Below are 25,865 nucleotides of genomic sequence, written 5' to 3'. Positions count from 1 at the left end.
GTGACCCTTGCAGCCCGCCCCCACGCTCTCGAGGAGATCCGGAACTGGCTCGTCGGACGAGCCGCCTTCTATCTGGAGCGTCCTGCCACCGCAGTCGACCCGTCCGTGCCCCTTGTCGAGTACGGCCTCGACTCCGTCTACGCGCTGGCCTTCTGCGGCGACATCGAGGACGAGTACGACATCGTCGTCGAGCAGACGCTGGCCTGGGACCACCCCACGGTCGACGCGATGGCGGCGCACCTCCACGGGATCCTCGCCGGAGAACAGCCGTGACCGGCACCAGGCAGCCGCTCTCCCAGGGGCAGCAGGCCCTCTGGTACCTGCACCGGCTCGCCCCGGAAAGCTCTGCCTACCACGTGATGTGCGCGGTCCGGATCGTCGGCGCCCGGCGTATCGGGGCGGACGTGCTCGCCCGCGCCGTCACGGCGGTCGAGCACCGTCACGATCTGCTGCGCTCCACCTTCGACGAGGACGAGAGGGGCCCCTACCGGTGCGTGCACCCGGCCGGACGGCTGGCACCCGAGATCCGTCCGGCCGATGAGACCGGCGAACAGCTGCGCGCGCTGGTCCGCGCCGCCGGGGACCGGCCTTTCCGGCTCGGCACCGACAGCGCCTTCCGCGTGGTCCTGTTCGACGGCCCCGACGCCCAGGTGCTGCTGGTCGCCGCCCACCACATCGCCACGGACGCGGCGTCCCAGGCCCTGCTGCTGCGCGAACTCCTCGACGCCTGCGGCGCCTTCGACGCCGGTGACCCGCTGCCGTGGGAGGGGCCCGCCACCGGGTTCGCCGTCCAGGTGGCTGCCGAGGAACGGTTGCTCGCCGACCACGAGGAGACCGAGCGTCTCGCCGAGTTCTGGCGGGACAGCTGCCGCGGCGCACCCCTGGTCCTCGACCTCCCGGCGGACCTGCCCCGGCAGGTTCTGCCCGGTCAACGGGGCGACACCGTGGCCGTACCCGTCCCGGACCGGCTGGCCGAGCGGATCAGAGCCACCGCGGCCGATGGGCGAACCACCGTGTTCGTGGTGCTCGCCGCAGCGTTCCAGGCCCTGTTGTACCGCTACACCGCGGAGCCCGAGTTCGTCATCGGCTGCCCGGCGAGCGGCCGCCGTGCCCGCGAACTGCGGGGCACCGTGGGCTACTTCGTGAACCCGATGGTGCTGCGCGCCTCGCTCGACGACGAGACGACGTTCGACGCGTTGCTGCGCCGTACCCAGCAGCGGCTGCGCGACGCCATGAACCACCAGGAGTACCCCTTCCCGCTCCTCCCCGGCGCACTCGGCCTGGCCAGGAACGCGGCACGTACCCCCGTCTTCCAGACCACGTTCACCATGGTCGCCACCAGCCGCCTCGACCCCGTCATGGACCTGTTGTCCGACCCTCGGGGGCAGCGTGTCCTGGAGTACGCGGGGCTGAGCATCACCGGTTACGACCTGCCGCAGCAGGAGGGCCAGTTCGATCTGGCGGTCGAGGTCCTCTCCGGCAGCGGCGGCCTGACCGTGTTGTTCCGGTACAGCACCGATCTGTTCTTCAGGCCGACGGTCGACCGGCTGAGCATGCACTACCTGCGGCTGCTGGACGCCGTCACCACCCGGCCGGAACGCCGTATCGGGGCGATCCGGCTGACCGGCGAGGAGGAACGGGCCCATCTGCTCGCCCTCTCGGCCGGCGCCCCGGCCCGGTGACCGCCCACCAGGCGCACCCGACTCCGTGTTCCTCGAGAGGACAGTCGTGACCGTTTCGCCCACCCAGCCGCCCCACCTTCTGAAGCCTCCGGACACCGCAACCACCGACCTCGGGGACGGCGTGTACGCCACCCCGGGGGTGGTGGACGGAATTCTTGGCACCATCGGCGCCACCCCGCTCGTCGAACTGCGCAAGGTGTTCCCGCACTACCCGTTCCGGATCTTCGCAAAGCTGGAGCGGTTCAATCCCGGCGGCAGCATCAAGGACCGCACGGCCCTGAACATGCTCATCGGACGGCTGCGCAGCGGTGAACTGGTGCCCGGCCGCTCCGTGGTGGTGGAGTCCAGTTCCGGCAACCTCGGTATCGGTCTCGCCCAGCTGTGCGCCTATTTCGGACTCCGCTTCATCTGTGTGGTCGACGCTCGGACCACGGAACAGAACCTTGCCGTACTGCACGCGTATCAAGCCGAGGTCGAAGTCGTCACCGAGGCCGACGCGGCGGGCGGCGAACTGCTGCCGGCCCGGCTGCGACGGGTACGCGAGCTCGTCGAGAGCATCCCGTACGCGTACTGGCCCAACCAGTACGCCAATCCACTCAACCCGGCGGCCCACCACACCACCATGCGCGAGGTCGTCGAGGCACTCGACGGCCGCGTCGACTACCTGTTCTGCGCCGCCAGCACCGGCGGCACCCTCGGCGGCTGTGCCGCATACGTCCAGGAGCACGCGCTGCCGACCGCGGTCGTAGCGGTCGACGCGGAGGGCAGCGCCATCTTCGCCCCTCCCACCGGGCCACGGCTGCTGCCCGGCCATGGGGCCTCCGTACGCCCGCCGCTGCTGGAGAAGGACCCCTCTCACCACCTCGTGAGGGTTCCCGACCTGGAAGCCGTCGCGGCCTGCCGCCGGCTCACCGCGTCCGAAGGACTGCTGGCGGGCGGCTCGTCCGGTGCGGTACTCGCCGCTCTCACCGTTCTTGCGGACCGCATCCCGGCCGGCGCCAACTGCGTACTGGTCTTCCCCGACGGGGGCGACCGCTATCTCGACACCATCTACTCCGACCACTGGGTGCGCGACCACTTCGGTGATGTCTCGCACCTGTGGAAGGAGCCCAGAACAACTGGAGCCACGCAACCATGCTGATCATCCGTCACTTCGAGGTTCAGCAGATCCTCGACGGCCGTGAGCGCGAACTCGTCGAGCTTGTCGCCGACACGTACATGCGTCACGATGCGGGGGCCACAGCCCTGCCGCACTCCACCTTCCTGCGCTTCCCCGGCGACGACCGCAACCGGATCATCGGCCTGCCCGCCCACCTGGGCGGCGCCGAACCCGCGGCCGGGATCAAGTGGATCGCCTCCTTCCCTGACAACATCCGCTCCGGCAAGGCCCGGGCCAGCGCGGCCGTCCTGACCAACTCCATGATCGACGGGCGGCCCACCGCGCTGATCGAGGGCTCGCTGATCTCCGCACGCCGCACCGCGGCCGGTGCCGCCCTGGCCGCGCGGACCCTGCTGCCCGCCGGGCCGGCCGGCGGCGTCGCCCTCCTCGGCGGCGGCGTCATCAACGCCGAGATCCTCCGCTTCCTGGCCGCCGTCGTACCGGGCTTGGACACCGTCACGGTCTACGACCCCGACCAGCGCAGGGCCGAGGAATTCGCGGCGGTCTGCGCCGGGATCGTCCCGGACGCCAAGGTGACCCTCGCCCCGGACAGCGCGACCGCGCTGGCCGCCCACGACCTGGTCTCGCTCGCCACCAACGCGGGTGAACCGCACCTGGATGCCTCCGCACTGCGCCCCGGCGCCCTGGTCCTGCACATCTCGCTGCGCGACCTGACGGCCGAGACCGTGCTCGGTGCGCAGAACGTGGTCGACGACGTGGACCACGTCTGCCGCGAGCGCACCTCGCTCGACCTGGCCCAGCAGCTGGCCGGCAACCGGGACTTCGTCGACGCCACCCTCGGCGGCCTGCTCCGCGGCACCGCACACCTCGACCGCGACCCCGAACGGCTGCTCGTCTTCTCGCCGTTCGGCCTCGGCGTACTGGACCTGGCGTTCGCCGACCTGGTCCGCCGCACCGCGCAGGAGCAGGACCTGGGCGTGCGCGTCGACGGGTTCCTGCCCGCGGACGCCTGACCGGCCACCGACCGCACCGAAGAGACACGGGCGCGCGCAGCGCGCAGAGAGCAGGAGTGCACATGAGCGAGCAGGGAAACGGCGGACGCAGCTACCTCGTGGTCCGCAACGACGAGGAGCAGTACTCGATCTGGGCCGAGGGACGTGAGCTGCCCGCCGGATGGACGGCGGAGGGCACCAGCGGCACCCGTGAGGAGTGCCTCGCCCACATCGCCTGGATCTGGCAGGACATGCGCCCGCTGAGCCTGCGCCGCCGGATGGCGCAGTACGCGGCGTCCGACGGTCACAGCACCGCGGGCTGATCACGCCCCCGAGCCACCACTGCGAAGGACCCACCATGACCACGCCACCACGGCCCTCGCCGGCCGGAGTCCTTTCGGACCTGATATCCGTGCAGGCCGGACGCACACCTCACCGTACGGCCGTCGTCGCCGACGGCGAGCACCTCCCGTACGAGCGGCTGGAGAGCCGGGCCAACCGGCTGGCCCACCATCTCCGGGCCCTGGGTGCGGGACCCGGCACCCCGGTCGCCGTCTGCCTGGACCGTGGCGCCGACCTCGTGATTGCGCTGCTGGCGATCTGGCGTGCCGGTGCGGCCTATGTACCGCTCGACCCCGGACATCCCAGGGAGCGGCTGAGCTGGATCCTCGACGACAGCGGTGCCGGACTGGTCCTCACCGCGGCGGCCACCGGGCACGCGGTCCGCGGTCTTCCGGTCCGCACCGTGCGGGTGGAGAAGGCCTGCGCGGTTGCCACCGCTCTGCCCGACACCGCCCCGCGGCCCGGACCCGGCCCGGACTCGGCCGCGTACATCCTGCACACCTCGGGCTCCACCGGACGTCCCAAGGGCGTCATGGTCAGCCATGCGGGCATCACCAACCGGGTGCTGTGGACCGTGCGGAGGCACGGCATCGGGGAGGGCGACCGGGTGCTCCAGAAGACCCCGTGCACCTTCGACGCCGCGGGCTGGGAGTTCTTCGCCCCCTTGGTGGCCGGCGGCGCGGTGGTGCTCGCCCCGCCGGGGGCCGAACGCGACCCGGCCGCCCTGGTCCGGGCGGTGGCCCGGTCCGGTGCCACGGTGCTGCAGGGAGTGCCCTCGGTACTGCGGCTGCTCGCCGACGAGCCCGGCTGGGCGGACTGCGGCTCCCTGCGGCTGATCTTCTCGGCCGGTGAGCCCCTGTACGCGGAGGTCGCGCACCGGCTGCTCGCGCCGCTCGGCCCCGGCACCGAGCTGTGGAACACCTACGGCCCGACCGAGTGCTCCATCGACATCACCGCTCACCTCTTCGACCGGAAGCAGGCGGTCGGCCCGGTGCCGATCGGCCGGCCGATCGACAACATGCGCGCCCTGGTGCTCGACGTGGACGGCGAACCCGTGCCGATCGGGGTGCCGGGTGAACTGTACGCGGGCGGCCCGGGAGTGGCCCATGGCTACTTCGGACGCCCCGAACTGACCGCGGACCGCTTCGTGCCCGATCCGTACGGGCCTGCCGGATCCCGGCTCTACCGCACCGGCGACCGGGCACGCTGGCGCTCAGACGGCGTACTGGAGTTCGTGGGCCGCCTCGACGACCAGGTCAAGGTCCGCGGCGTGCGGATCGAACCGGGCGAGGTGGAGAGCGCGCTCGCTGGGCACCCGGAGATCAGCGGAGCGGCGGTCGCCGTGTACAAGGACGCCGAGGGCGTCGGGCGGCTCGCCGCCTACCTCGTGGCCCGCCAGGACCTGCCGCCCGCCGAACTCCGCAGCTACCTGCGGGCCAGGCTCCCCGACTACCTGGTCCCCTCGGTGTACGTCCCGCTTGCCGAGCTGCCCAGGACCAGCAGCGGCAAGGTGGACCGGGCGGCGCTCCCCACCCCGCCCGACCAGGACACCGAACCCGACGACGAGACGTACACCGCCCCGCGCACCCCGGACGAACACACCGTCGCCCGCGTGTGGTCGGAACTTCTCGGCGTCGAACGGATCGGCGCGCACGACGACTTCTTCCAACGCGGCGGCTACTCCCTGCTGCTGAGCCGGCTCTCCGGCATGCTGCGGGCCGCCACCGGGCACAGCCTCACCCTCGGTGAACTGCTCGCCGCCCCGACCGTGGCGGACCAGGCCAAGCTGCTCGCCGCGGGCGGGCAGCACAGCGAGCCCGTACGGCCCGTGCCCCGCACCGGCCCGCTGCCCCTTTCCCCGGCCCAGCAACGTCTGTGGCTGCTGGACAGGATGTCCCCGGGCAGCGCGGAGTACGTGGTCCCGCTGCTGCTCGACATCCCCGCGGGCACCGGCGCCGACGTGGTCCGGCGCGCGCTGGCGATCCTGGCCGCACGCCACGAGGTGTTGCGCACCCGGTACGCCGTCGAGGACGGCGAGCCCTGCCAGATCATCGAGCCCGAGGCGGCCGTCGACCTGACTGTCGCGGACCCCGCCGTCGTCGAGGACGCGCACGACCGGCTCGCCGGGCTGGCGGAGGCAGAACTCGCGCGCGGTTTCGACCTGGCGCACGGGCCGGTCTGGCGCGCCCTCCTCGTACCGGACGGCGAACGTGCCGATCTGCTGTTGACCATCCATCACATCGCCTGTGACGGCTGGTCGTCGGCCCTGCTGGAGAGCGAGTTCAGGACGGTCTGCACCGCACTCGCGGAGGGCTTCGACCCGCACTTGGCCCCGGTCGCCGTGCAGTACGCCGACCACGCCGTCTGGCAGCGGCAGCGGCTGGAGGGCGAGTCCGTGCACCGGGACATCGCCCACTGGCGCAACGCGCTCGACGGGATCACCCCGATCGAGCTGCCCCTGGACCGGCCCCGGCCGCCGGTCCGTGACCCACGCGGCGCCCTGATCACCTTCGAGGTGCCCGCTCGCCTGGGCCGGACGGTGACCGAGGCCGGCCGCAAGCACGGTGCCACGCCCTACATGACGCTGCTCACCGTGTTCGCCGCCCTGCTGGCACGTCACACCGGGCAATGGGACGTGCCGGTCGGCGCACCTGTCGCCGGACGCCTGCGGCCGGAGACGGAGCAGGTCGTCGGCTGCTTCGTCAACACACTCGTGCTGCGCTGCGATCTGACCGGCGACCCCTCCTTCGAAGAGGCCCTGCGCCGGGTACGGGACACCGCGCTGGATGCCTTCGCCCACCAGGAACTGCCCTTCGAACGCCTCGTTGAGGAGCTGCGGCCGGACCGCGACCTGTCCCGTACCCCGCTCTATCAGGTGATGTTCGACCTGCACGACGAGGGGCTGAGCGCCGCTACGGCCGACGGGGCGGCAGCGGACGTACTGGGCCGCAGCTGGCGCACCTCCAAGGCCGATCTGATGCTGACGTTGCACCGGCAGGCCGACGGTTCACTGACCGCAGCCCTGGAGTACGCCACGGCGCTCTTCGACCGGGAGACAGCCGAAAGGATCACCCAGCAGTTCGTTCAGCTCCTCGGCTCCGTCGCGGCCGACCCGACCACCGCGCTGTCGGACCTGGAACTGTTGTCGGCGGAGGAACGCGAGCGTCTCCTCGTCGCCTGCCGCGGACCGGTCGTCGAGCGGTGGTGGACCGGCGTCCACGAACTGTTCGAGGCCCGGTCCAGGACCGCTCCGGACGCCGTCGCGGTCAGCGCTGGAGGCACGGCGGGCAGCCCCGGGATTCATCTCACGTACGCCGAACTCAACGCCCGGGCCAACCGGTACGCGCACCAGCTGCACGCCATGGGGGTCACCGCCGAGTCTGCGGTCGGAGTGTTCCTCGACCGCACCCCCGACCTGGTGGCCTGCCTGCTCGGCGTCTGGAAGGCCGGAGCCGCCTACGTACCCCTCAACGCGGACTTCCCCGCCGAGCGGCTGGCGTACATGCTCGACGACTGCGGAGCGCGGGTCTCGGTCGTCGCATCCGGGTATCGCGGCCTCATGCCGGAGTCCTACGACGGGGACGTACTGGTTCCCGACAGCGAAGAGGGCATCGCCGCGCTTGCCTCGCGTCCGGTGGCCGACCCGCCGCCGACCACGCCCGACCATCTCGCCTACGTCATCTACACGTCCGGTTCCACCGGACGTCCCAAGGGCGTCAAGGTGGAGCACCGGGCGCTGGCCAACCTGCTGTTCGCGATGCGCGACGAGCTCGGTTCGCAGCCGGGTGACGCCTGGCTGGCCCTGACCGCGCTCTCCTTCGACATTTCCGGACTCGAACTGTATCTGCCGCTGATCAGTGGCGGCCGGGTGGTTCTGGCCGGCACCGGGACCGCCCGTGACGGGCGGGCGGTGCTCGACCTGATCGACCACCACCGGGTCAGCCATGTCCAGGCGACCCCGTCGGGCTGGCGGCTGCTGCTCCAGGCCGGATTCGACCGGCCGGGAACGACCGCCCTGGTCGGCGGCGAGGCGCTGCCCGTCGAGCTCGCCGCGGAGCTGCGCCGCAGGACCGGCAGGCTCGCCAATGTGTACGGCCCGACCGAGACGACCATCTGGTCCATGATCTGGGAGGTCCCCTCTCGGCCCGAACGGGTCGCCATCGGCCGACCGGTCCAGAACACCACCACCTTCGTCCTCGACGAGCTGCTGTCCCCGGTACCGGTGGGTGTGCCCAGCGAGCTGTACATCGGCGGACTCGGTCTGGCCCGCGGATACCGCGGGCAGCCGCGACGCACTGCGGAACGCTTCGTACCGGATCCGTTCTCCGCGATCCCCGGATCCCGGCTCTACCGCACGGGCGACATCGCTCGGATGCTGCCCGACGGCACGGTGGAGTACGTCGACCGGGCCGACAACCAGGTGAAGATCAGCGGCTACCGGATCGAGCCCGACGAGATCGCCGCCGTGCTGCGCGAACATCCCGCGGTTGCCGACACGGTGGTGCTCGCCGTCGACACACCGGGCGGAGAACCTCGGCTGGCCGCCTATTGGGTGCCCGCCGCACCGGAGCGCGACGCCGCTTCCGGGGAACCGTCGGGCGCGGAGCACCACGCCGCGGCAGATGCCGCTCGACTGGCCGCGCACTGCCGCACCCGGCTGCCGGAATACATGGTCCCCGGTGTCTACGTACCCCTGCCGGCCCTGCCCCTGAATGCCAGCGGAAAGGTCGACCGGCTCGCCCTGCCCGGCCTCACCGTCGACAGCGCGATCCAGGCAGCTGACGCGGGCGCCGATGTGCCGCCCGAAGGACCGGCACAGGAGCTGATGGCCGAGATCTGGTGCGAGCTGCTCGGCACCGAACGCGTCGGCGCCGCACAGAACTTCTTCCGGCTGGGCGGCACCTCGCTGCTGGCCGCCCGGCTGGTCGCCGCCATCGACGACGCGTTCGACGTACCCCTTCCACTGCACACCGTCTTCGAACAGCCCACCGTCGCAGGCCTGACGGCGGCCGTGGAGGACGCGATCCGGGCCGAGATCGCCGAACTCGACGACACCGAACTCGCCGCGGCCACCAACCGAATGACCCTGAACGAGGAGCAGAGCCGATGACCACTGGCGCGATCAGCCCCACCGGACACGGCGGCGAACCATCGCACGGCACGCCGTCCACCCAGGCGCTGCGCGACGAACTGCTGCAGGCTCGACTGGCCGGCCGCCGGCGCGGGGGCGCCACCCAGGCGCTGCCGCGGGCCGATCGGGAGGTGCCGCTCCCGCTCTCCTTCGGCCAGCAGCAGATGTGGTTCCTCAACCGCCTCGCACCCGAGAGCCCCGAGTACCTGATGCCACTCGCGCTGAGGCTGCGCGGCGGGCTGGACCGAGCCGCCCTGCGGGGCGCGATCAGCGATGTCGTCGGCCGACACGAGGTGCTGCGGACCCGGTACCGGCTGGCCGACGACCGGCCGGTCCAGATCATCGACCCACCCCGGCCGCTGGATCCAGCGGTGTACCAGGAGGTCGATCTGACGGGCACCGCCGCCGCGGAACGGGAGATCGCGGCGGCCGCGTTCGTCGACCGTGAGATCTCCGTCGGAATCGATCTGGAACTCATGGCGCCGCTGCGGATCCGGCTGGTGCGGTTGGCCGACGACGACCACCTTCTGCTGGTGGTCTTCCACCACATCGCGGGAGACGACCGTTCCACCGAGGTCTTCATCGGCGAACTTACCCGGTTCTACCGGCACCGCACGGGAGGCGACGGCGAACTCCCCGCCCCGCTCAACATCCAGTACGCCGACTACGCCGCCTGGCAGCGTGCCCGGACGACCGCTGAACTGCTGGCGCCCGGCCTGGCCTACTGGCGCGGGCAGCTGGCCGGTGTGGAACCGCTGGAACTGCCCACGGACCGGCCCCGGCCCGCCGTCCGTGACTGGCACGGGGCCACCGCCCCGCTGACCGTTCCCGCGGACCGGGCAGCCGTACTGCGCGAGTTGGCCCAGGAGCGGGAGACCACCCCCTTCGTTCTGCTGCTGACGGCGTTCCAGACGCTGCTGGCCCGCTACACGGGCCGCGCCGACATCGCGGTCGGCACCCCGGTCGCCGACCGGACCAGGCCGGAGGTTCGCGACCTCATCGGATATCTCGTCAACACGGTTGTGCTGCGGGCACGGTGGGAGGGCGACCCGACCTTCGACGAACTGCTGCGGGGCAACCGGGCCACCGTCCTGGACGCACTGAGCCACCAGGACGTGCCGTTCAGCACGCTGGTGGACGAACTCCAGCCGGAGCGCGACCTGTCCCGCACTCCACTGTTCCAGGTGGCGTTCGCCCTCCACCCGGCCTCGAACCCGGCCGCGGCGCTGCACGGTGTCGGCGTGGAACGCGCCGACACCCCGTGGACCGTCGCCAAATTCGACCTCTCTCTGCAACTGGAGGAGCAGGCCGACGGATCGCTGCGCGGCGCCTTCGAGTACGCCACCGCGCTGTTCGACCCGGAGACGGCGGAGCGGCTTGCCGAGCACTTCACCAGGCTGCTGGACGGGATCGCCGACGCGCCCGGCAGCACGATCTCCGAACTGCCGCTGATCGGAGAGGCCGAGGAGACCCTGCTCCGGTCCGGTGCCGGCGACCCCCGCGCCGCTGCGGGCACCGCGGCCGACCGGGCCGACGAGGACCTCTGCGTGCAGGAACTGTTCGCCCGCCGGGCCGCGGCCACCCCCGACGCGGTCGCCGTGACGTTCCAGGACACCTCCCTCACGTACCGCGAACTCGATCAGGAGGCCAACCGCATCGCGCACGCCCTGCGCAGTCGCGGAGCTGCGGCCGGCGGCCTCGTCGGGGTCTGCCTCGGCCGGGGCCCGAGCCTGGTCGCCACCCTTCTCGGCGTCCTCAGGTCCGGGGCCGCGTATCTGCCGCTCGACCCCTCCCACCCCGCGGAACGGCTGGCAACGGTTCTTGCCGAGGCGGAGGCGACGGTCGTCGTCAGCGACACCGGGCACATCGACCGGCTGTCGGCGGCCGAGCACGTGGAGGCGATGCTGCTGGACTCCGCGCCGGTACGCGCCGCTCTGGCCTCCGCTCCCACCACCGCACCGCGCACCCGAGTCGCGCCGGACGACCCGGTCTACGTCATCTACACCTCGGGATCCACCGGTCGGCCCAAGGGCGTCGTCCTCACCCACCGCAACGTGGTCCGGCTCTTCACCGCGTCACGGCGGCACTTCGGCTTCGGCCCCGACGACGTATGGACCCTCTTCCACTCGTACGCCTTCGACTTCTCCGTGTGGGAGCTGTACGGGGCGCTGCTCCACGGCGGCCGACTGGTCGTCGTGCCCGTCGAAGTGTCCCGTTCCCCGGACGACTTCCTCTCGTTGCTCGTCGACGAGCGGGTGACGGTGCTCAACCAGACGCCGTCCGCCTTCCGCTCCCTCGTGGACGCCGCCCGCCGGGGTGACCCCAGGCTGGACCGGCTCGCGCTGCGCACCGTCATCTTCGGCGGCGAAAAGCTCGACGTGGCCGAACTGGCGCCCTGGTTCGAGCGGATGGGACCGGACGGTCCCGAACTGATCAACATGTACGGGATCACCGAAACCACCGTCCACGTCACCCACCACCGCGTCGAGGCTGCGGAGGCGACGGAAGGGCCGACCGGCGCAATCGGCCGCCCGCTGGACGACCTGCGCGCCTATGTACTCGACCCGTACGGACGGCTTGCCCCTGTCGGAGTGCCCGGCGAGATCCATGTGGGCGGCGCCGGTCTGGCCCGCGGATACCTGGGCAGGCCCGACCTCACCGCGGAGCGCTTCGTACCTGATCCGTTCTCCGGGAACCCCGGAGCCCGGCTCTACCGCACCGGCGACCTGGCCAAGGCGGGCCCGGACGGACGCCTGACATATCTGGGACGCATCGATACCCAGGTCAAGATCCGCGGCTACCGGATCGAACTGGGCGAGATCCGGTCGGTGCTGGGCTCGCTTCCCGGCGTCGGCGAGACGGCCGTGGTGGTCCGCGAGTACGAACAGGGGAACAAGGAACTCGTCGCGTATGTCGTCCCGGAGACCGGTGCGGCCGGACCGTCCGACGGCCCGGCCGACGACCGGCGCATCCGGCCCGACGCGCTGCGCGAGTCGCTCGCCGCGGTACTCCCCGCCTACATGGTGCCGTCCGCGTACGTCGTCCTGCCCCGGCTGCCGCTCACGGCCAGCGGCAAACTGGACGAGCGGGCGCTGCCCGCCCCCGACCGCCACACCGACCGTTCGACACGGGCGTTCACCGCGCCCCGTACCCGCACCGAACAGCTGGTCGCCGCCGTCTGGCAGCACGTCCTGCACCTCGAACAGGTCGGCGCCGAGGACAACTTCTTCGACCTCGGCGGCGACTCCATCCGAGCCGTCGCACTGGTCGGCGCGCTGCGGTCGGAGGGATTCGACGTCAGCGTGCGCGACGTCTTCGAGTTCCGCAGTGTCGCCAGACTGGCGGGCGTACTCGAAGGACGAACCACCGGCCTCGACGAGGAGCCGTCCGTCGAACGGTTCGCCCTGCTCCCGCCCGCTGACGCCGGCTCACTGCCGGACGGCGTCGAGGACGCCTACCCGCTCTCGCAGGTACAGGCAGGCATGGTCTTCGAGATGCTCAGCAGCACCGAGCGGACCTACCACAACGTCACCTCCTTCCGGATCCGGGACGATCAGCCCTTCTCGCTCGAGGCGCTGCGCTCCGCCGCCGCGGAGGTCGTCGCCCGGCACGAGGTGCTTCGTACCTCGATCGCCCTCGCCGGTCACAGCGAACCGCTCCAGCTCGTGCACACCACGGCCGCGATGACGGTCGGCTGCGAGGACCTGTCGGCCCTGGACGCCGAAGCCCAGGACCGGGCCGTGCGCGACCACCTCGACCGTGAGCGGGCCGACCTGTTCGACCTGCGCGAACCACCGCTCCTCAGACTCTTCGCGCATGTCTGTGGCCGGACCGAATGGCGGATCGCGGTGACCGAGTGCCACGCCATCCTGGAGGGCTGGAGCTACCACTCCCTGCTGATGGAACTCCTCGGACATTACCGGCGGTTCCGCGACGGTGGCACACCGGAACCGTACGACCCGCCCGCGGTCCGATACGCCGACTACGTCGCCGCCGAACAAGCCGCGCTGGACTCGCCGGACGACGCGGAGCACTGGCGGCGGACCGTCACCGAGGGCACAAAGTTCGAACTGCCCGCGGGCTGGGGCGACCTGGACGCGCCGCGGCAGCCGTACCGGATTCCCGTGCCCTTCCACGACCTGGAGCCACGCCTGCGGGCACTGGCCTCGGAGGCCGGCGTTCCGTTCAAGAGTGTGCTGCACGCCGCACACCTCAAGGTGCTCAGCATGGTCTCCGGCGAGCGGGAGTTCTTCACAGGTCTGGTCTGCGACACTCGTCCCGAACGGCTTGGCGCCGACCGGGTGTACGGCATGTACCTGAACACGGTCCCGTTCGCATTCCGGCTCGCCGCGGGCACCTGGCGGGAGCTGGTAAGGGACGTTTTCGCTCAGGAGGTCGCACTCTGGCCGCACCGGCGCTTCCCGCTCTCCGCGATGCAGGCCCGGTTCGCCGAAGGGCGCCGGCTCGTCGACGTCTTCTTCAACTACCTCGACTTCCACATGGTCGACCTGGAGCTCGTCGACTACGCGATGAGCGTCGACGACAGCCCCAACGAGTTCCCGCTCTCCGTCGCCACCCAACTCGGCCACGTGGTGCTGACCACCGACACGTCCACCCTCACCCGCGCGAACGGCGAGCGGCTCGGTGCCATGTACCGTGCCGTTCTCGAATCCATGGCCGAGGGTCCCGGCGAGGACGCCCGGGCAGCGCTACTGCCACCCGGCGAGTACGACCGGTTGATCAAGGACTGGAACGACACCGCGACCCCGCGCCGGATCGCCTGCGTGCACGAGCTGTTCGAGGAGCGGGCCGCTGCGGACCCCGACGCGATCGCCGTCACCCACGGGGACACCGCCTGGACGTACGCCGAACTCGACGCCCGCGCCAACCGCTACGCCCACGTCCTGCGGGCCCACGGAGTCGGACCCGAACGGCTGGTCGGGGTGCTTCTGGACCGAGGTCCGGAGCTCGTTGCCGTGCTGCTGGGAGTGTGGAAGGCGGGCGGTGCCTACATGCCGCTCGACCCCACCTATCCTGGCGACCGGCTTGCGTACATGCTCAGCGACGCCGGCGCCACGGTGGTCGTCACCGAGAACCGGTATGCGCAACTGCTCGCCTCGGTCCACCCGGTCCGGCAACTGTCGACCGACAGCGACCGGGCGAGTGTCGACGCCGCCCCGGCGACCCGGCCCGAGCCTGCCGCGGACGTCGACCAACTCGCCTACATCATCTACACGTCCGGTTCCACCGGCAGGCCCAAGGGTGTGCTCGTTCCGCATCGCGGGCTGGTCAACTACCTGTGGTGGTGCGTGGAGGGGTACGCGGCAGAGGGCAGCGGCGGCGCACCGCTGTTCTCCTCGATCGCCTTCGACATGGTCGTACCCAACCTGTACACCCCGCTGATGATGGGTGAGCGGGTCCATCTGCTGCCCGAGAACGCCGGCGCCGGGGAGATCGGCAAGCTCCTCGCCGAAGGCGCGCCATACCGCTTCATCAAGATGACGCCCGGCCACCTGGACCTGCTGGCCGAGCATCTGACGCCCGAACAGGCCCAGTCGCTGGCCCCGCTGCTCGCGGTCGGCGCCGACGCCTTCCCGAGCCGGACCCTGGCCCGCTGGCAGGAGATCGGTGGCAGCACCCGCCTCCTCAACGAGTACGGGCCGACCGAGATATCCGTCGCCAACTGCACGTACCCGATCGAGGGCGTCCACAACAGCGAACTTGTTCCGATCGGCCGCCCCATCCCGAACACCACCATGTACGTGCTCGACGAGGATCTCCGGCCGGCACCGGTCGGCGTGCTGGGCGAGCTGTACATCGGCGGCGCGGGAGTGGCCCGCGGCTACGCCAACCTCCCGGACAAGACCGCCGAGCGGTTCGTCCCCGACCCCTACGGGGCACCGGGCGCCAGGCTCTATCGCACCGGAGACCTGTGCCGGGTGCTCGATGACGGGAACGTCGACTTCGTCGACCGGGCCGACCATCAGGTGAAGATCCGTGGCTACCGGGTGGAGCCGGGAGAGATCCAGACGGTCCTCACCCGCCACGACGGGGTACGGGACGCGCTCGTGGTGCCGCACAAGCTGCCCGGCGGAGACAAGCAGCTCATCGCGTACTGCGTGCCGGACGGGGACACCCTGCCGGACCGCGGGGAACTCTCCGCGCACTGCCGCACGGAGCTGCCGGACTACATGATTCCGGCCCTGTTCGTCGCACTGGACCGGATTCCGCTCAACCAGAACGGCAAGGTCAACCGGAGGGCACTGCCCGACCCCGACCTGGGCTCGCTCGCCGGGGAACAGCCGTACACCGCACCGCGGACCCCGCTCGAAGAGGCCCTGTGCCAAGTCTGGAGCGAGGTCCTGGGCATCGAACAGATCGGCGTCCACCACGACTTCTTCCGGCTCGGCGGCTACTCCCTGCTGCTGCTGAGGGCCGTCTCCCGGGCCCGCTCACAGGGCATCACCGTCACCACCGGTGACCTGCTGGAGTGCCGTACGGTCGGAGAGCTGGCCGCCCGTATCGAAGGAGCCCTGTACGCCGGAGAAGGCACCGGTAGATCCTTGGTGTGGCTGAGCCCCGACGACGGGCGGGACGCGCTGTTCTGCGTCCACCCGGTGGGCGGCAGCGCCCATTGGTACCTGCCGCTGGCCGAGCACCTGGCGGGCCGGACCCAGGTCGCCGCGTTCGAGGCGGCAGCCGGGGACGCCACCGTGCCGGAGCTCGCCGCCCGCTACACGGCCGAGCTGTTGCGGGACCGGCCGAACGGGCCGCACCGGATTCTTGCCTGGTCCTCCGGCGCGGCCATCGCCTGCGAGATGGCACGCCACCTCGTCGCCGAGGGCCATCCGGCCCCGGTGCTCACCCTGATCGATCCGGCGGCGGAAGGCGCCGGGAGCCTTGAGGACGACTATCTGGCAAGGGCGCGGCAGCTGCTGGCGGACCGGACCCCCGAGGCGATGGCGGAGCTCGGTGTCCTGCTGCACGCAGCCGGTATCGGAACGGGTTCGCCGGAACCGGGCGGCATCTCCGGCGAGACCCTCACCGAAGACCTGGCCGAGGCCCTCACCGAACGGCTGGCCGTCTGGCAGGCCGTCCATACGGCCACCTCCGCCCACCACTACGCCGAACTACCGGGCCCCATCGCACTGGTGGTCACCGACGAGGCCGCATCCGGTGGTCACAGCGTGACCTCGGGCCTCTCCTATCAGGACTACCTCGACCAGTGGCGCACTCTCGCACCCGCCGGAGTGCACGTCGACCGGATCGCAGGCAACCACCATGCGGTCCTCGAAGCGCAGCACATCGATGTGCTGGCCGCTCTGCTCGTGAAGGGATCGAGATGAACACCATGGATCTCGCGGTCTGCGGACCCCGACTCCTGCACGATCTCGCCGAACTGGCCACCTTCGGCGGCCGCGAGGACGGCGGTGTCGACCGGACAGCGGGTTCTGCCGCCGACCTGGCGGCCCGGACCTGGTTCGCGGGCCGGATTGCGCAGGCGGGCCTCGAGGCCCGTACCGACCACATCGGCAACGTCTTCGGCCGCCGGGCCTCCGGCAGCGGGCCCTGGCTGCTGGTCGGATCACACACCGACACGGTGCCCGCCGCCGGACGGCTCGACGGGGCGTACGGAGTGCTCGCCGCCCTCGAAGTGCTCCGTACCCTGCACGAGGCGGACCACCCGGCCGCGGACCACATGGAGATCGTCAGCTTCTGGGACGAGGAGGGCGCCTCACCCGCCTCCGAGGGCGGACTCACCGGTTCGACGGCCCTGTGCGCCGACCCGCACATCGACGAGATCGCCGGATTTCTGGAACTGCACATCGAGCAGGGCCCGCGGATGGAGGCCCAGGGGCTTCAACTGGCCGCGGTCGACGGCATCGTGGGTGTCGAGCGGTACACCGTCATCGTGCACGGGGTCGCCAACCATGGCGGTACCACCCCGATGGACGCTCGGGCCGACGCCGGACGGGCCGTCACCCGCACCGCTTCCCGGGTGGTGGAGCTCGCCGCGGCGACCGACCCGTCGATGATCACCAATGTGGGGTGCATCGAGTTCCTGCCGGGCGCCCCGAACGTGGTGCCCGGCGAGGCCCGCCTCGTCGTCGAGTTCCGGGCCGGCATGGAGGAGTCGCTGCGTACCGCCGCCCGCCGACTGGCCGACCTCGCCGCGCTCAACGCGGCGGACGAGGGCTGCACCGCACAGGTCAGCCGGATCTCCCGCAAGCCCGTGACCCGGTTCGACCCGGCGCTGTGCGACCTCGTTGCCGAGGCACTGCACACCGTGCACCCCGCCACCGGCCGGATGTTCAGCTACGCCGGACACGACGCCAGCGCGATGAGCACGCGGGTACCGACCGCGATGCTGTTCGTCCCCAGCACCGACGGCATCAGCCACTCGCCGGCCGAACACACCCCCGACCTCCAACTGGTTCAGGGCGCCCAGGCGCTCCTGCGGACCGTGACCGCCGCACACACCCGCCGCCCCGCCTTCACCGCCGCCCTCTGACCTCCGAAGCCTAGGACGCCCCTGCCATGGAACACACCGTGCGAAGCCTGATATCCATCGACGACCTGACCGACGACGACCTGCGCCATCTGGTCGCCCGCTCGGCGGAGTTCTCCGCGCGCGGCCGCGGTAACCGCGAACGCCCGCTCACCGGGGACATAGTCGGCATCTGGTTCAACAAGACGTCCACCCGCACCAGGACCGCCTTCTCCGCGGGCGCGCAGCGGCTGGGCGCCGACATCGTCACCTACGGCCCCGGCGATCTCCAGCTCAACACGGGCGAGACCATCGCCGACACCGGACGGGTGATGTCGCGGATGATCGATGTGCTGGTCGCCCGCACCGCCGCCGACCCGGCGGAACTGCGCGAACTCGCCGCTCCCGGCACCATGGCCGTCATCAACGCCATGACCAGCGACGAACACCCCACCCAGGCGCTGACCGACCTCACCACCCTGCGGCGGCACTTGGGCCGGACCGAACTGTTCAGCCTGCTGTACGTCGGTGAGGGCAACAACACCGCGGCCTCGCTCGCCCTGGCCCTGGCCCGGTTCCCGGGTGTCGCACTGGAACTGCGCACCCCGCCCGGATACGGCCTCGACGACGACATCCTGGCGCGCGCGAAGGCACATGCGGCACGCAGTGGCTCGTCCGTCGTCGAGCACCATCACATGGACGCTCTGCCCGGCGACTTCGACGCCGTCTACACCACCCGCTGGCAGACCACCGGAACCAGCAAGCCCGATGCCGACTGGCGGCGGATATTCGCCCCGTTCCAGGTCACGTCCGCCCTGTGGGAGCACAGCCCCAAGGCGCTGTTCCTGCACGATCTGCCCGCTCACCGGGGCGAGGAGGTTACGGCCGAGGTCCTGGACGGACCGGCGAGCGTCGCCTTCGACCAGGCGGAGAACAAGATGCACAGCGCCATGGCCGTACTGGAATGGTGCCGGTCGGGTGCGACGGCGGTCTCGCGCGGATGAGCCTGCTGGAGAAGTCCTCCCCGCCCCCCGGCCAGCCGGTGCCGCCACTGCGCCGCAACCGCGACTTCCTGCTGCTGTGGGCGGGCGCGGGCGCGTCCTTCCTCGGCTCCCGCGTCAGCCTGATCGCGTACCCGTTGCTGGTGGTCTGGCTGACCGGGTCCGCGAAGGACGCCGGGCTGGTGGCGTTCGCCGCCAACCTGCCCTACCTGGTCGCACAGTTGCCCGCCGGGGCACTGGTGGATCGGTGGGACCGGCGCAAGCTGATGATCATCTGCGATGCCGGTCGTATCGTGGCGATCGGAACCGTGGCCCTGGCCGTCTTCTCCGACCAGGTCCACATCGTCCATCTCGGTGTCGTCGCGTTCGTGGAGAGCACCTTCACGATCGCGTACCGGCTGGCCGAACGCGGAGCCGTACGGCATGTCGTCGATGCTGGCCAACTCGCCCCGGCCCTGGCCCAGAACGAGGCCAGGGAGCGGGCCGCCGGCCTCCTCGGCCAGCCGGTGGGCGCCCTGCTGTTCAGCGCGGTGCGATGGTCGCCGTTCCTCTTCACGGCCGCCTCCCATCTGCTGTCGCTGATCATGCTGCTGATGGTACGCAAGCCGTTCCAGGGCGCCAGGACCGCCGTTGGAGGCAACCTCTACAAGGAGGTCAAGGAAGGGCTCATCTTCGTCTGGCGGCAGCGCTTCATGCGGGCCGCAGCCGGGCTGATCGCCGGCAGCAACATGCTGTTCCAGGCCCTGAGCCTGGCCCTGATCGTCATTGTGAAGGAGCAGGGCGGCTCCGGTGCCACGGTTGCCGTGATCCTGATCGTCTCCGGACTCGGCGGCGGAGCGGGCGCGTTGAGCGCCTCCTGGCTGCTGCGCCGGCTCAGTCTCCCGGCGATCGTCATCGGATCCAATGTGGCCTGGGCGCTGCTGATGCCCGCCGTCGCCTTCGTGCACGGCCCGGTCGCGCTCGGTGTGCTCTTCGCGGCGATGGGCTTCGCCGGAGCGCTGTGGAACGTGGCGGCATCCGTCTACCAGATGGAGATCACGCCCGAGAACATGATCGGCCGGGTCACGAGCGTCGCCACCCTGGTGGCCTTCGGCACCTTGCCGCTCGGCTCGCTCGCGGCGGGGTTCCTCCTCGACTGGCTGGGCACCCGCGGCACCGTGCTGACGCTGTCGGGCGCGATGGGGCTGCTGGCGGTCGCTTCTGTGATCAGCCCGGCGATCCGCCGCACGAGACGACCGCAGGAGCCGGAGCAGGCCCGGACCATGCCGGACGAGGGGCTCGCTGCAGGGACGGCGGTGGCCGACTGAACCGACGGACGGGCCTGCTGTACGGCGCGTCCGGGAGCGGGGGTGACTTTCCCCGGACCGCACCGGTGCGCGCGGTCCGGCCGCACACGGATTCAGGACGTGTGCCCCCCCGCACCGGCATCGTGGATGCGCCGTCGTCGCCGCACCCGTGGACCGATGGGCGCGGCGACGCGTCGGATCACCGCCGCGTCCCGTGCCGGGGCCCCTCGTGGCGGCCATACCGCGTTCGGAGTACGGCGGGGAGTTCCGTACGCCCGGAGTAGGCTCGATCCTCCTGGCGGCGCTCCTGGCGCGGGAGCGGGGCGCTTAGGGTCGATGCATGCAGACCCCTACTCCATGGTGGCGACGCCACCTGCCCCGCCGCCGCGGCCGGTGGGCTGCGGGCCTCGCCGCGCTCGCCTTGCTGGCCGGTGCGGGTGCCTGGACCGCCGCGGCCGACGACAGCGGGCCCACCGTGCACCGCCAGGACCGGACGATGCGGATTGACGGGGTGTCCCTCGACACCTCGTACTTCGCCACCGGGGGCGCGGAACGCAGGCCCGCCGTGCTGATCGGGCACGGCTTCGGCGGTTCCAAGGACGATGTGCGGGCGCAGGCGGAGGAGCTGGCCGGTGCCGGGTACGCCGTCATGACCTGGTCGGCCCGCGGATTCGGGAAGTCCGGCGGGGAGATCTCGCTCAACGCGCCCGACCGCGAGGTCAAGGACGTGTCCGGGCTGATCGACTGGCTGGCCCGGCGCCCCGAAGTGCAGCTGGACGCGAAGGGCGACCCGCGGGTCGGCGTCACGGGCGCCTCGTACGGTGGCGCGGTCTCGCTCCTCGCCGCCGGGTACGACCGGCGTGTCGATGCCATCGCGCCGGTGATCACCTACTGGAACCTCGCCGACGCACTCTTCCCCGACGGGGTTTTCAAGAAGCTCTGGGCCGGGATCTTCGTCACCTCGGGCGGCGGTTGCGAGAAGTTCGAGAAGCAGCTCTGTGCCATGTACGAACGGGTCGCCGTCTCCGGGAAGCCGGACGCCGCCGCGCGTGCGCTGCTCGGTGAACGGTCGCCCAGCGCCGTCGGCGACCGCATCAAGGTGCCCGCGCTCATCGTGCAGGGGCAGACCGACTCCCTCTTCCCGCTCGGCCAGGCCGATGCCATGGCGCGGACCATCAGCGGGAACGGCGCACCCGTCGCCGTCGACTGGATCGCGGGCGGGCACGACGGCGGGGACATGGAGAGCGGGCGGGTCGAGAACCGGATCGGGGCCTGGTTCGACCGCTATCTGAAGGAGGACAAGGGCGCCGACACCGGACCCGCCTTCCGCGTCACCCGTACCGGAGGCATCGACTCCACGGACGGGGCGGCGCTCCAGCGCGGGGCGAGCAGCGACACGTATCCCGGGCTGTCCAGCGGCGACCGGGAGATCGCGCTGACCGCGACGAGCGGCGGGCCGGGCATCGTGGGCACAGGCACAGGCACAGGCACAGGCACAGGCGCAGGCGCAGGCGCAGGCGCAGGCGCAGGCACAGGCGCAGGCACAGGCGCAGGTACGCCGGCGAGTGGCGGATCCGCGGACCGCCGGACGCAGACGTTCCGCAACCCCGCCGGTGCCAACCCGCCCGCCATCTCCGCCGTCCCGGGCGTCGGCGGCGGCATCGCCCAGCTCTCGTCCCTCGGCGTCGGTCTGTCGATCGACTTCCCCGGCCAGCACGCCCGCTTCGACTCCGCACCGCTCGATACGTCGATGCGCATCACCGGGTCGCCCACCGTCCGCGTGAAGGTGACGGCCGGGCAGGGCGACGCGGTCCTGTTCGGCAAGGTGTACGACGTCGCGCCGGACGGGAAGCAGCAGGTGCTGCCCGCCCAGCTCGTCGCCCCCTACCGGATCACACCGGAGCAGCAGAACAAGACGGTCGAGCTGACCCTGCCCGCCGTCGACCACGCAGTCGCCGCCGGACACCGGCTCCGGCTCGTCCTCTCCGCCACGGACCTCGGCTACGCGTCACCGGCCGAGCCGACCACCTACAGCGTCTCCCTCGACGGCCCGCTGACCGTCCCCACCGGCCCCGCGGTGAAGACGGCATCGGCCGCCCTGCCGTGGTGGACCTGGGGGCTCCCGGCGGCGGCCGCCGTCATCGCTCTCGTACTGCTGCTCACCGCACGGCGGCGTACCGCGACCCCCGCCCCCGACCCGGTGCTCGCCGAGGTCCCCCTCCAGATCACCGGGCTCTCGAAGAAGTACGCCAAGTCCGCCGACCGGTACGCCGTGCAGGACCTCTCCTTCCGCGTGGAGAAGGGCCAGGTCCTCGGACTCCTCGGGCCCAACGGCGCGGGCAAGACCACCACGCTCCGCATGCTGATGGGGCTCATCACGCCCGACGACGGCGAGATCCGCGTCTTCGGAAATGCCATCCGGCCGGGCGCGCCCGTGCTGTCCCGGGTCGGCTCGTTCGTCGAGGGCGCCGGATTCCTGCCGCACCTGTCCGGGCGCGCCAACCTCGAGCTGTACTGGCAGGCCACCGGACGCCCCGCCGGGGACTCGCACATCGAGGAGGCCCTGGAGATCGCCGGGCTCGGTGACGCGCTGGCCCGCGCCGTGCGCACGTACTCCCAGGGCATGCGGCAGCGGCTCGCGATCGCCCAGGCCATGCTCGGCATGCCGGACCTCCTCATCCTCGACGAGCCGACCAACGGGCTCGACCCGCCCCAGATCCGCGAGATGCGGGACGTGATGATCCGTTACGCGGCCGGGGGCCGGACCGTCATCGTCTCCAGCCATCTCCTCTCCGAGGTCGAGCAGTCCTGCACCCACCTGGTGGTCATGGACCGGGGCCGGCTCGTCCAGGCCGGACCGGTCGCCGAGATCACCGGCTCGGGCGACATGCTGCTCGTCACCGTCGCCGAGGAGATCGCCGAACCGCTGGTGGAGAAGATCGCCGCACTCCCCGGGATCGGCTCGGCCGTCCGTACGGACGACGGGCTGGGCCTGCTCGTCCGGCTCGACGGCGCGAACTCCTCCCGGCTGATCGCCGAACTGGTCCGGCTGGACGTGCCGTTGACGGGGGTCGGGCCGCACCGTCGCCTGGAGGACGCGTTCCTCACTCTGATCTCCGGAGGCTCCGCATGAGTGCCGCAGTCGATGTCACCCACGCCGCCGAGGCGCCCGGCTACCTGGCCCGGCGCACCCTGCCGCTGCGTGTCGAGGCGGTTCGGCAGCTGCGCAGGCGGCGTACCCTGCTGATGGGCGGGGTGCTGGCGGCGCTGCCGTTCATCCTGATCACCGCCTTCGCGATCGGCGGCACCCCGTCCTCGCGGGGCGGCGGCGACCGGCTCACACTGATGGACACCGCGACCGCGTCCGCCGCGAACTTCGCCGCGACCTGCCTGTTCGTCTCGGCCGGATTCCTGCTGGTGGTGCCGGTGGCACTGTTCTGCGGGGACACCGTCGCCTCGGAGGCCGGCTGGTCCTCGCTGCGCTACCTGCTCGCCGCGCCCGTGCCCCGGGCCAGGCTGCTGTGGAGCAAACTCGTCGTGGCACTCGGCTTCAGCCTGGCCGCGATGGTGCTGCTGCCGCTCGTCGCACTGGCCGCGGGAGCGGCGGCATATGGCTGGGGGCCGCTCGAACTCCCCACCGGTGGTGCGCTCGCGGCCGGCGACACCGTGCCGCGGCTCGCCCTCGTCGTCGCCTTCATCTTCGTTTCCCAACTGGTCACCGCCGGGCTGGCGTTCTGGCTGTCGACGAAGACCGACGCCCCGCTGGGCGCGGTCGGTGGCGCGGTCGGGCTGACCATCGTCGGCAATGTGCTGGACGCCGTCACCGCGCTCGGCTCCTGGCGCGACTTCCTGCCCGCACACTGGCAGTTCGCCTGGGCGGACGCGCTCCAGCCGGACCTGGAGTGGGGTGGCATGGCGAAGGGGGCGGCGATCTCGGTGACGTACGCCCTGATCCTTTTCGCTTGCGCATTCCGCGGGTTCAGTCGTAAGGACATCGTGTCCTGACGTTGATGTTCCGCGGCGCCTCGCGCCGTTTCCGCCCGCCGTTGCCGCATCGAGACTGTTCCGCAACGTCTTCGTCTGCTCCCTGGCGCCGCCCCGAACGTCACATTCACAAGTGCTGACGCGATGGTTGGGGGTACGGGATGAAAAACCGGACGCATGGCCGGACTTATCGAAGGACGCTCGGACTGGTGCTGGCGGGCGGGATGCTGGCGGGCGGGGCGCTGCTCACCGGCTGCGGGGCGGGGGGAAGCGGGGACCACTCGTCCGCCAAACGTGCCGACGGTCCACAGGGGACGAGCGGGGGCGGCCAGGTCGTCCCCGCGCCCGGCACCGAGAAAGACGGTGCGCAGAAGGCGGAGGACCGGCCGGAGAAGCCCGTGGCGCCGGACTATCTGTCCACGTTCGCGCTGGACGTGGACACCGCCAGTTACGGGTACGCGCGCCGCACGCTCGGCGACGGCGAGCTGCCGGGGGCGGAGACCGTACGGCCCGAGGAGTTCGTCAACAGCTTCCGCCAGGGCTACCGACGGCCGACCGGCAACGGATTCTCGGTGACGGTCGACGGGGCACGTACGGGCGAAGGCTCCGAGGCCGGTGGCTGGTCGCTCGTGCGGGTCGGTCTGGCCACCCGTGTCGCGGACGAAGGCGGCGAACGCCCTCCCGCCGCGTTGACCTTCGTCGTCGACATCTCCGGCTCGATGGCCGGGACCGGCCGCCTCGACCTGGTGAAGAAGTCCCTCTCGATCCTCACCGACGAACTCCGCGACGACGACTCCGTCTCCCTGGTCACCTTCAGCGACAAGGCGAAGACCCTGGTGCCGATGACCCGGCTGCGGGACCACCGCGGAAAGATCCGCGACGCCGTCGACTCCATGGAACCCACCGACTCCACCAATGTGGAAGCGGGGGTACGGCGCGGTTACGAAGAGGCGGTCGCCGGTCACCGCACCGGCGCGAACAACCGGGTCGTCCTGCTCTCCGACGCCCTCGCCAACACCGGCGAGACCGATGCCGACGCCATCCTCGAACGGATCGACGACGCCCGCCGCGAGTACGGCATCACCCTCTTCGGCGTCGGCGTCGGCAGCGACTACGGGGACGCGCTGATGGAACGCCTCACCGACAGGGGCGACGGCCACACCACCTACATCGGCGACGAGACCCAGGCCCGCAAGGTCTTTGTCGACCAGCTTCCCGCCCACATCGAACTGCGGGCCCGCGACGCCAAGGCGCAGGTCGCCTTCGACCCGAAGAACGTCAAGCAGTTCAAGCTCATCGGATACGAGAACCGCAAGGTGGCCGACGACGACTTCCGCGACGACAGCGTGGACGGTGGCGAGGTCGGCCCCGGGCACACGGTGACCGCGCTCTATGCCGTACGGCTCCGGGACGGCGCCGCCGGACATGTGGCGACCGCGACGGTGCGCTGGCTGGACCCGAAGACCCGGGCGCCGCACGAGCGGTCGGGCACGGTCGAGACCGGCGCGATCGACGGCGGTCTGTGGGGCGATGACGGCAACAAGCGGCTCCAGGTGGCTGCGGTGGCCGCGTACTTCGCGGAGGACCTGCGCGGCGGCGCGCTGCCGGATCAGCCGGGGCTCGGCGAACTCTCAACCCGGGCGGCGGCCTTGGCGGCCGGCACGGAGGACAGCTCGGTACGGAAGCTGGCGACGGCGATCGCGCAGGCCGACCGGCTCCGGGGCGACGACAGGGGCCCCGGCGGCGGGGGCGAGCAGGAGGGAGAGATGGGCTGACCCGGCCGGGGGCACCGGATTCGGTCAAGGAACTCTCAGAGTTGGCTCAGGTTTGGGCAAGGGA

13 protein-coding genes are annotated in these 25,865 nt (G+C 71.4%); all 13 read left to right on the top strand.

Translation table 11 applies throughout. The features are described from left to right. The 13 genes from AB0N06_RS00475 to AB0N06_RS00415 all read left to right on the top strand — a co-directional run bounded on the left by AB0N06_RS00475 (position 1) and on the right by AB0N06_RS00415 (position 25,801). The gene (locus AB0N06_RS00475) at positions 1–273 is read left to right on the top strand and encodes an acyl carrier protein (protein WP_366132560.1); all 273 of its coding nucleotides are present in this window, start codon (positions 1–3) and stop codon (positions 271–273) included. Next, positions 270–1,682 carry a condensation domain-containing protein gene (locus AB0N06_RS00470; RefSeq protein ID WP_366132559.1) on the top strand — a complete coding sequence of 471 codons (1,413 nt, stop codon included), beginning with the start codon at positions 270–272 and terminating at the stop codon, positions 1,680–1,682. The genes AB0N06_RS00475 and AB0N06_RS00470 overlap by 4 nt, the downstream gene beginning before the upstream one ends. 139 nt (positions 1,683–1,821) lie before the next feature. Next, the gene (sbnA, locus tag AB0N06_RS00465) at positions 1,822–2,823 is read left to right on the top strand and encodes a 2,3-diaminopropionate biosynthesis protein SbnA (RefSeq protein WP_366132687.1); all 1,002 of its coding nucleotides are present in this window, start codon (positions 1,822–1,824) and stop codon (positions 2,821–2,823) included. Further along, the gene (gene sbnB, locus AB0N06_RS00460) at positions 2,817–3,815 is read left to right on the top strand and encodes a 2,3-diaminopropionate biosynthesis protein SbnB (RefSeq protein WP_366132558.1); all 999 of its coding nucleotides are present in this window, start codon (positions 2,817–2,819) and stop codon (positions 3,813–3,815) included. Before sbnA ends, sbnB begins: the two co-directional genes overlap by 7 nt. Positions 3,816–3,877: 62 nt before the next feature. Then, a complete protein-coding gene (locus tag AB0N06_RS00455; RefSeq protein ID WP_366132557.1) occupies positions 3,878–4,117 on the top strand; it encodes an MbtH family NRPS accessory protein in 240 nt (79 codons plus the stop codon). 35 nt (positions 4,118–4,152) lie between these two features. Beyond that, positions 4,153–9,246 carry an amino acid adenylation domain-containing protein gene (locus tag AB0N06_RS00450; protein ID WP_366132556.1) on the top strand — a complete coding sequence of 1,698 codons (5,094 nt, stop codon included), beginning with the start codon at positions 4,153–4,155 and terminating at the stop codon, positions 9,244–9,246. Next, complete coding sequence (locus tag AB0N06_RS00445) at positions 9,243–16,613, top strand: amino acid adenylation domain-containing protein (protein WP_366132555.1); 7,371 nt, start codon at positions 9,243–9,245, stop codon at positions 16,611–16,613. The genes AB0N06_RS00450 and AB0N06_RS00445 overlap by 4 nt, the downstream gene beginning before the upstream one ends. After that, positions 16,610–17,779: a M20/M25/M40 family metallo-hydrolase gene (locus AB0N06_RS00440; protein ID WP_366132554.1), complete on the top strand. Its 1,170-nt coding sequence runs from the start codon at positions 16,610–16,612 to the stop codon at positions 17,777–17,779. The genes AB0N06_RS00445 and AB0N06_RS00440 overlap by 4 nt, the downstream gene beginning before the upstream one ends. 38 nt (positions 17,780–17,817) lie before the next feature. Continuing rightward, a complete protein-coding gene (locus AB0N06_RS00435) occupies positions 17,818–18,759 on the top strand; it encodes an ornithine carbamoyltransferase (protein WP_366132553.1) in 942 nt (313 codons plus the stop codon). Beyond that, positions 18,720–20,063, top strand: coding sequence for an MFS transporter (locus tag AB0N06_RS00430; protein ID WP_366132552.1), 1,344 nt, complete (start codon positions 18,720–18,722; stop codon positions 20,061–20,063). Before AB0N06_RS00435 ends, AB0N06_RS00430 begins: the two co-directional genes overlap by 40 nt. Positions 20,064–20,382: 319 nt before the next feature. Then, a complete protein-coding gene (locus AB0N06_RS00425; protein ID WP_366132550.1) occupies positions 20,383–23,175 on the top strand; it encodes an alpha/beta fold hydrolase in 2,793 nt (930 codons plus the stop codon). After that, positions 23,172–24,047, top strand: coding sequence for an ABC transporter permease (locus tag AB0N06_RS00420; protein ID WP_366132549.1), 876 nt, complete (start codon positions 23,172–23,174; stop codon positions 24,045–24,047). Before AB0N06_RS00425 ends, AB0N06_RS00420 begins: the two co-directional genes overlap by 4 nt. Before the next feature lie 203 nt (positions 24,048–24,250). Next, positions 24,251–25,801, top strand: a complete 1,551-nt coding sequence (locus AB0N06_RS00415; RefSeq protein ID WP_366132686.1) for a von Willebrand factor type A domain-containing protein — start codon at positions 24,251–24,253, stop codon at positions 25,799–25,801. The last annotated feature ends 64 nt before the right edge of the window (positions 25,802–25,865 follow it).

The sequence above is a fragment of the Streptomyces sp. NPDC051020 genome, assembly GCF_040683105.1.
Lineage (GTDB): Bacteria > Actinomycetota > Actinomycetes > Streptomycetales > Streptomycetaceae > Streptomyces.
The sequence above is the reverse complement of the archived record's forward strand: the minus strand, read 5'-3'. Positions and strand labels throughout refer to the sequence as shown.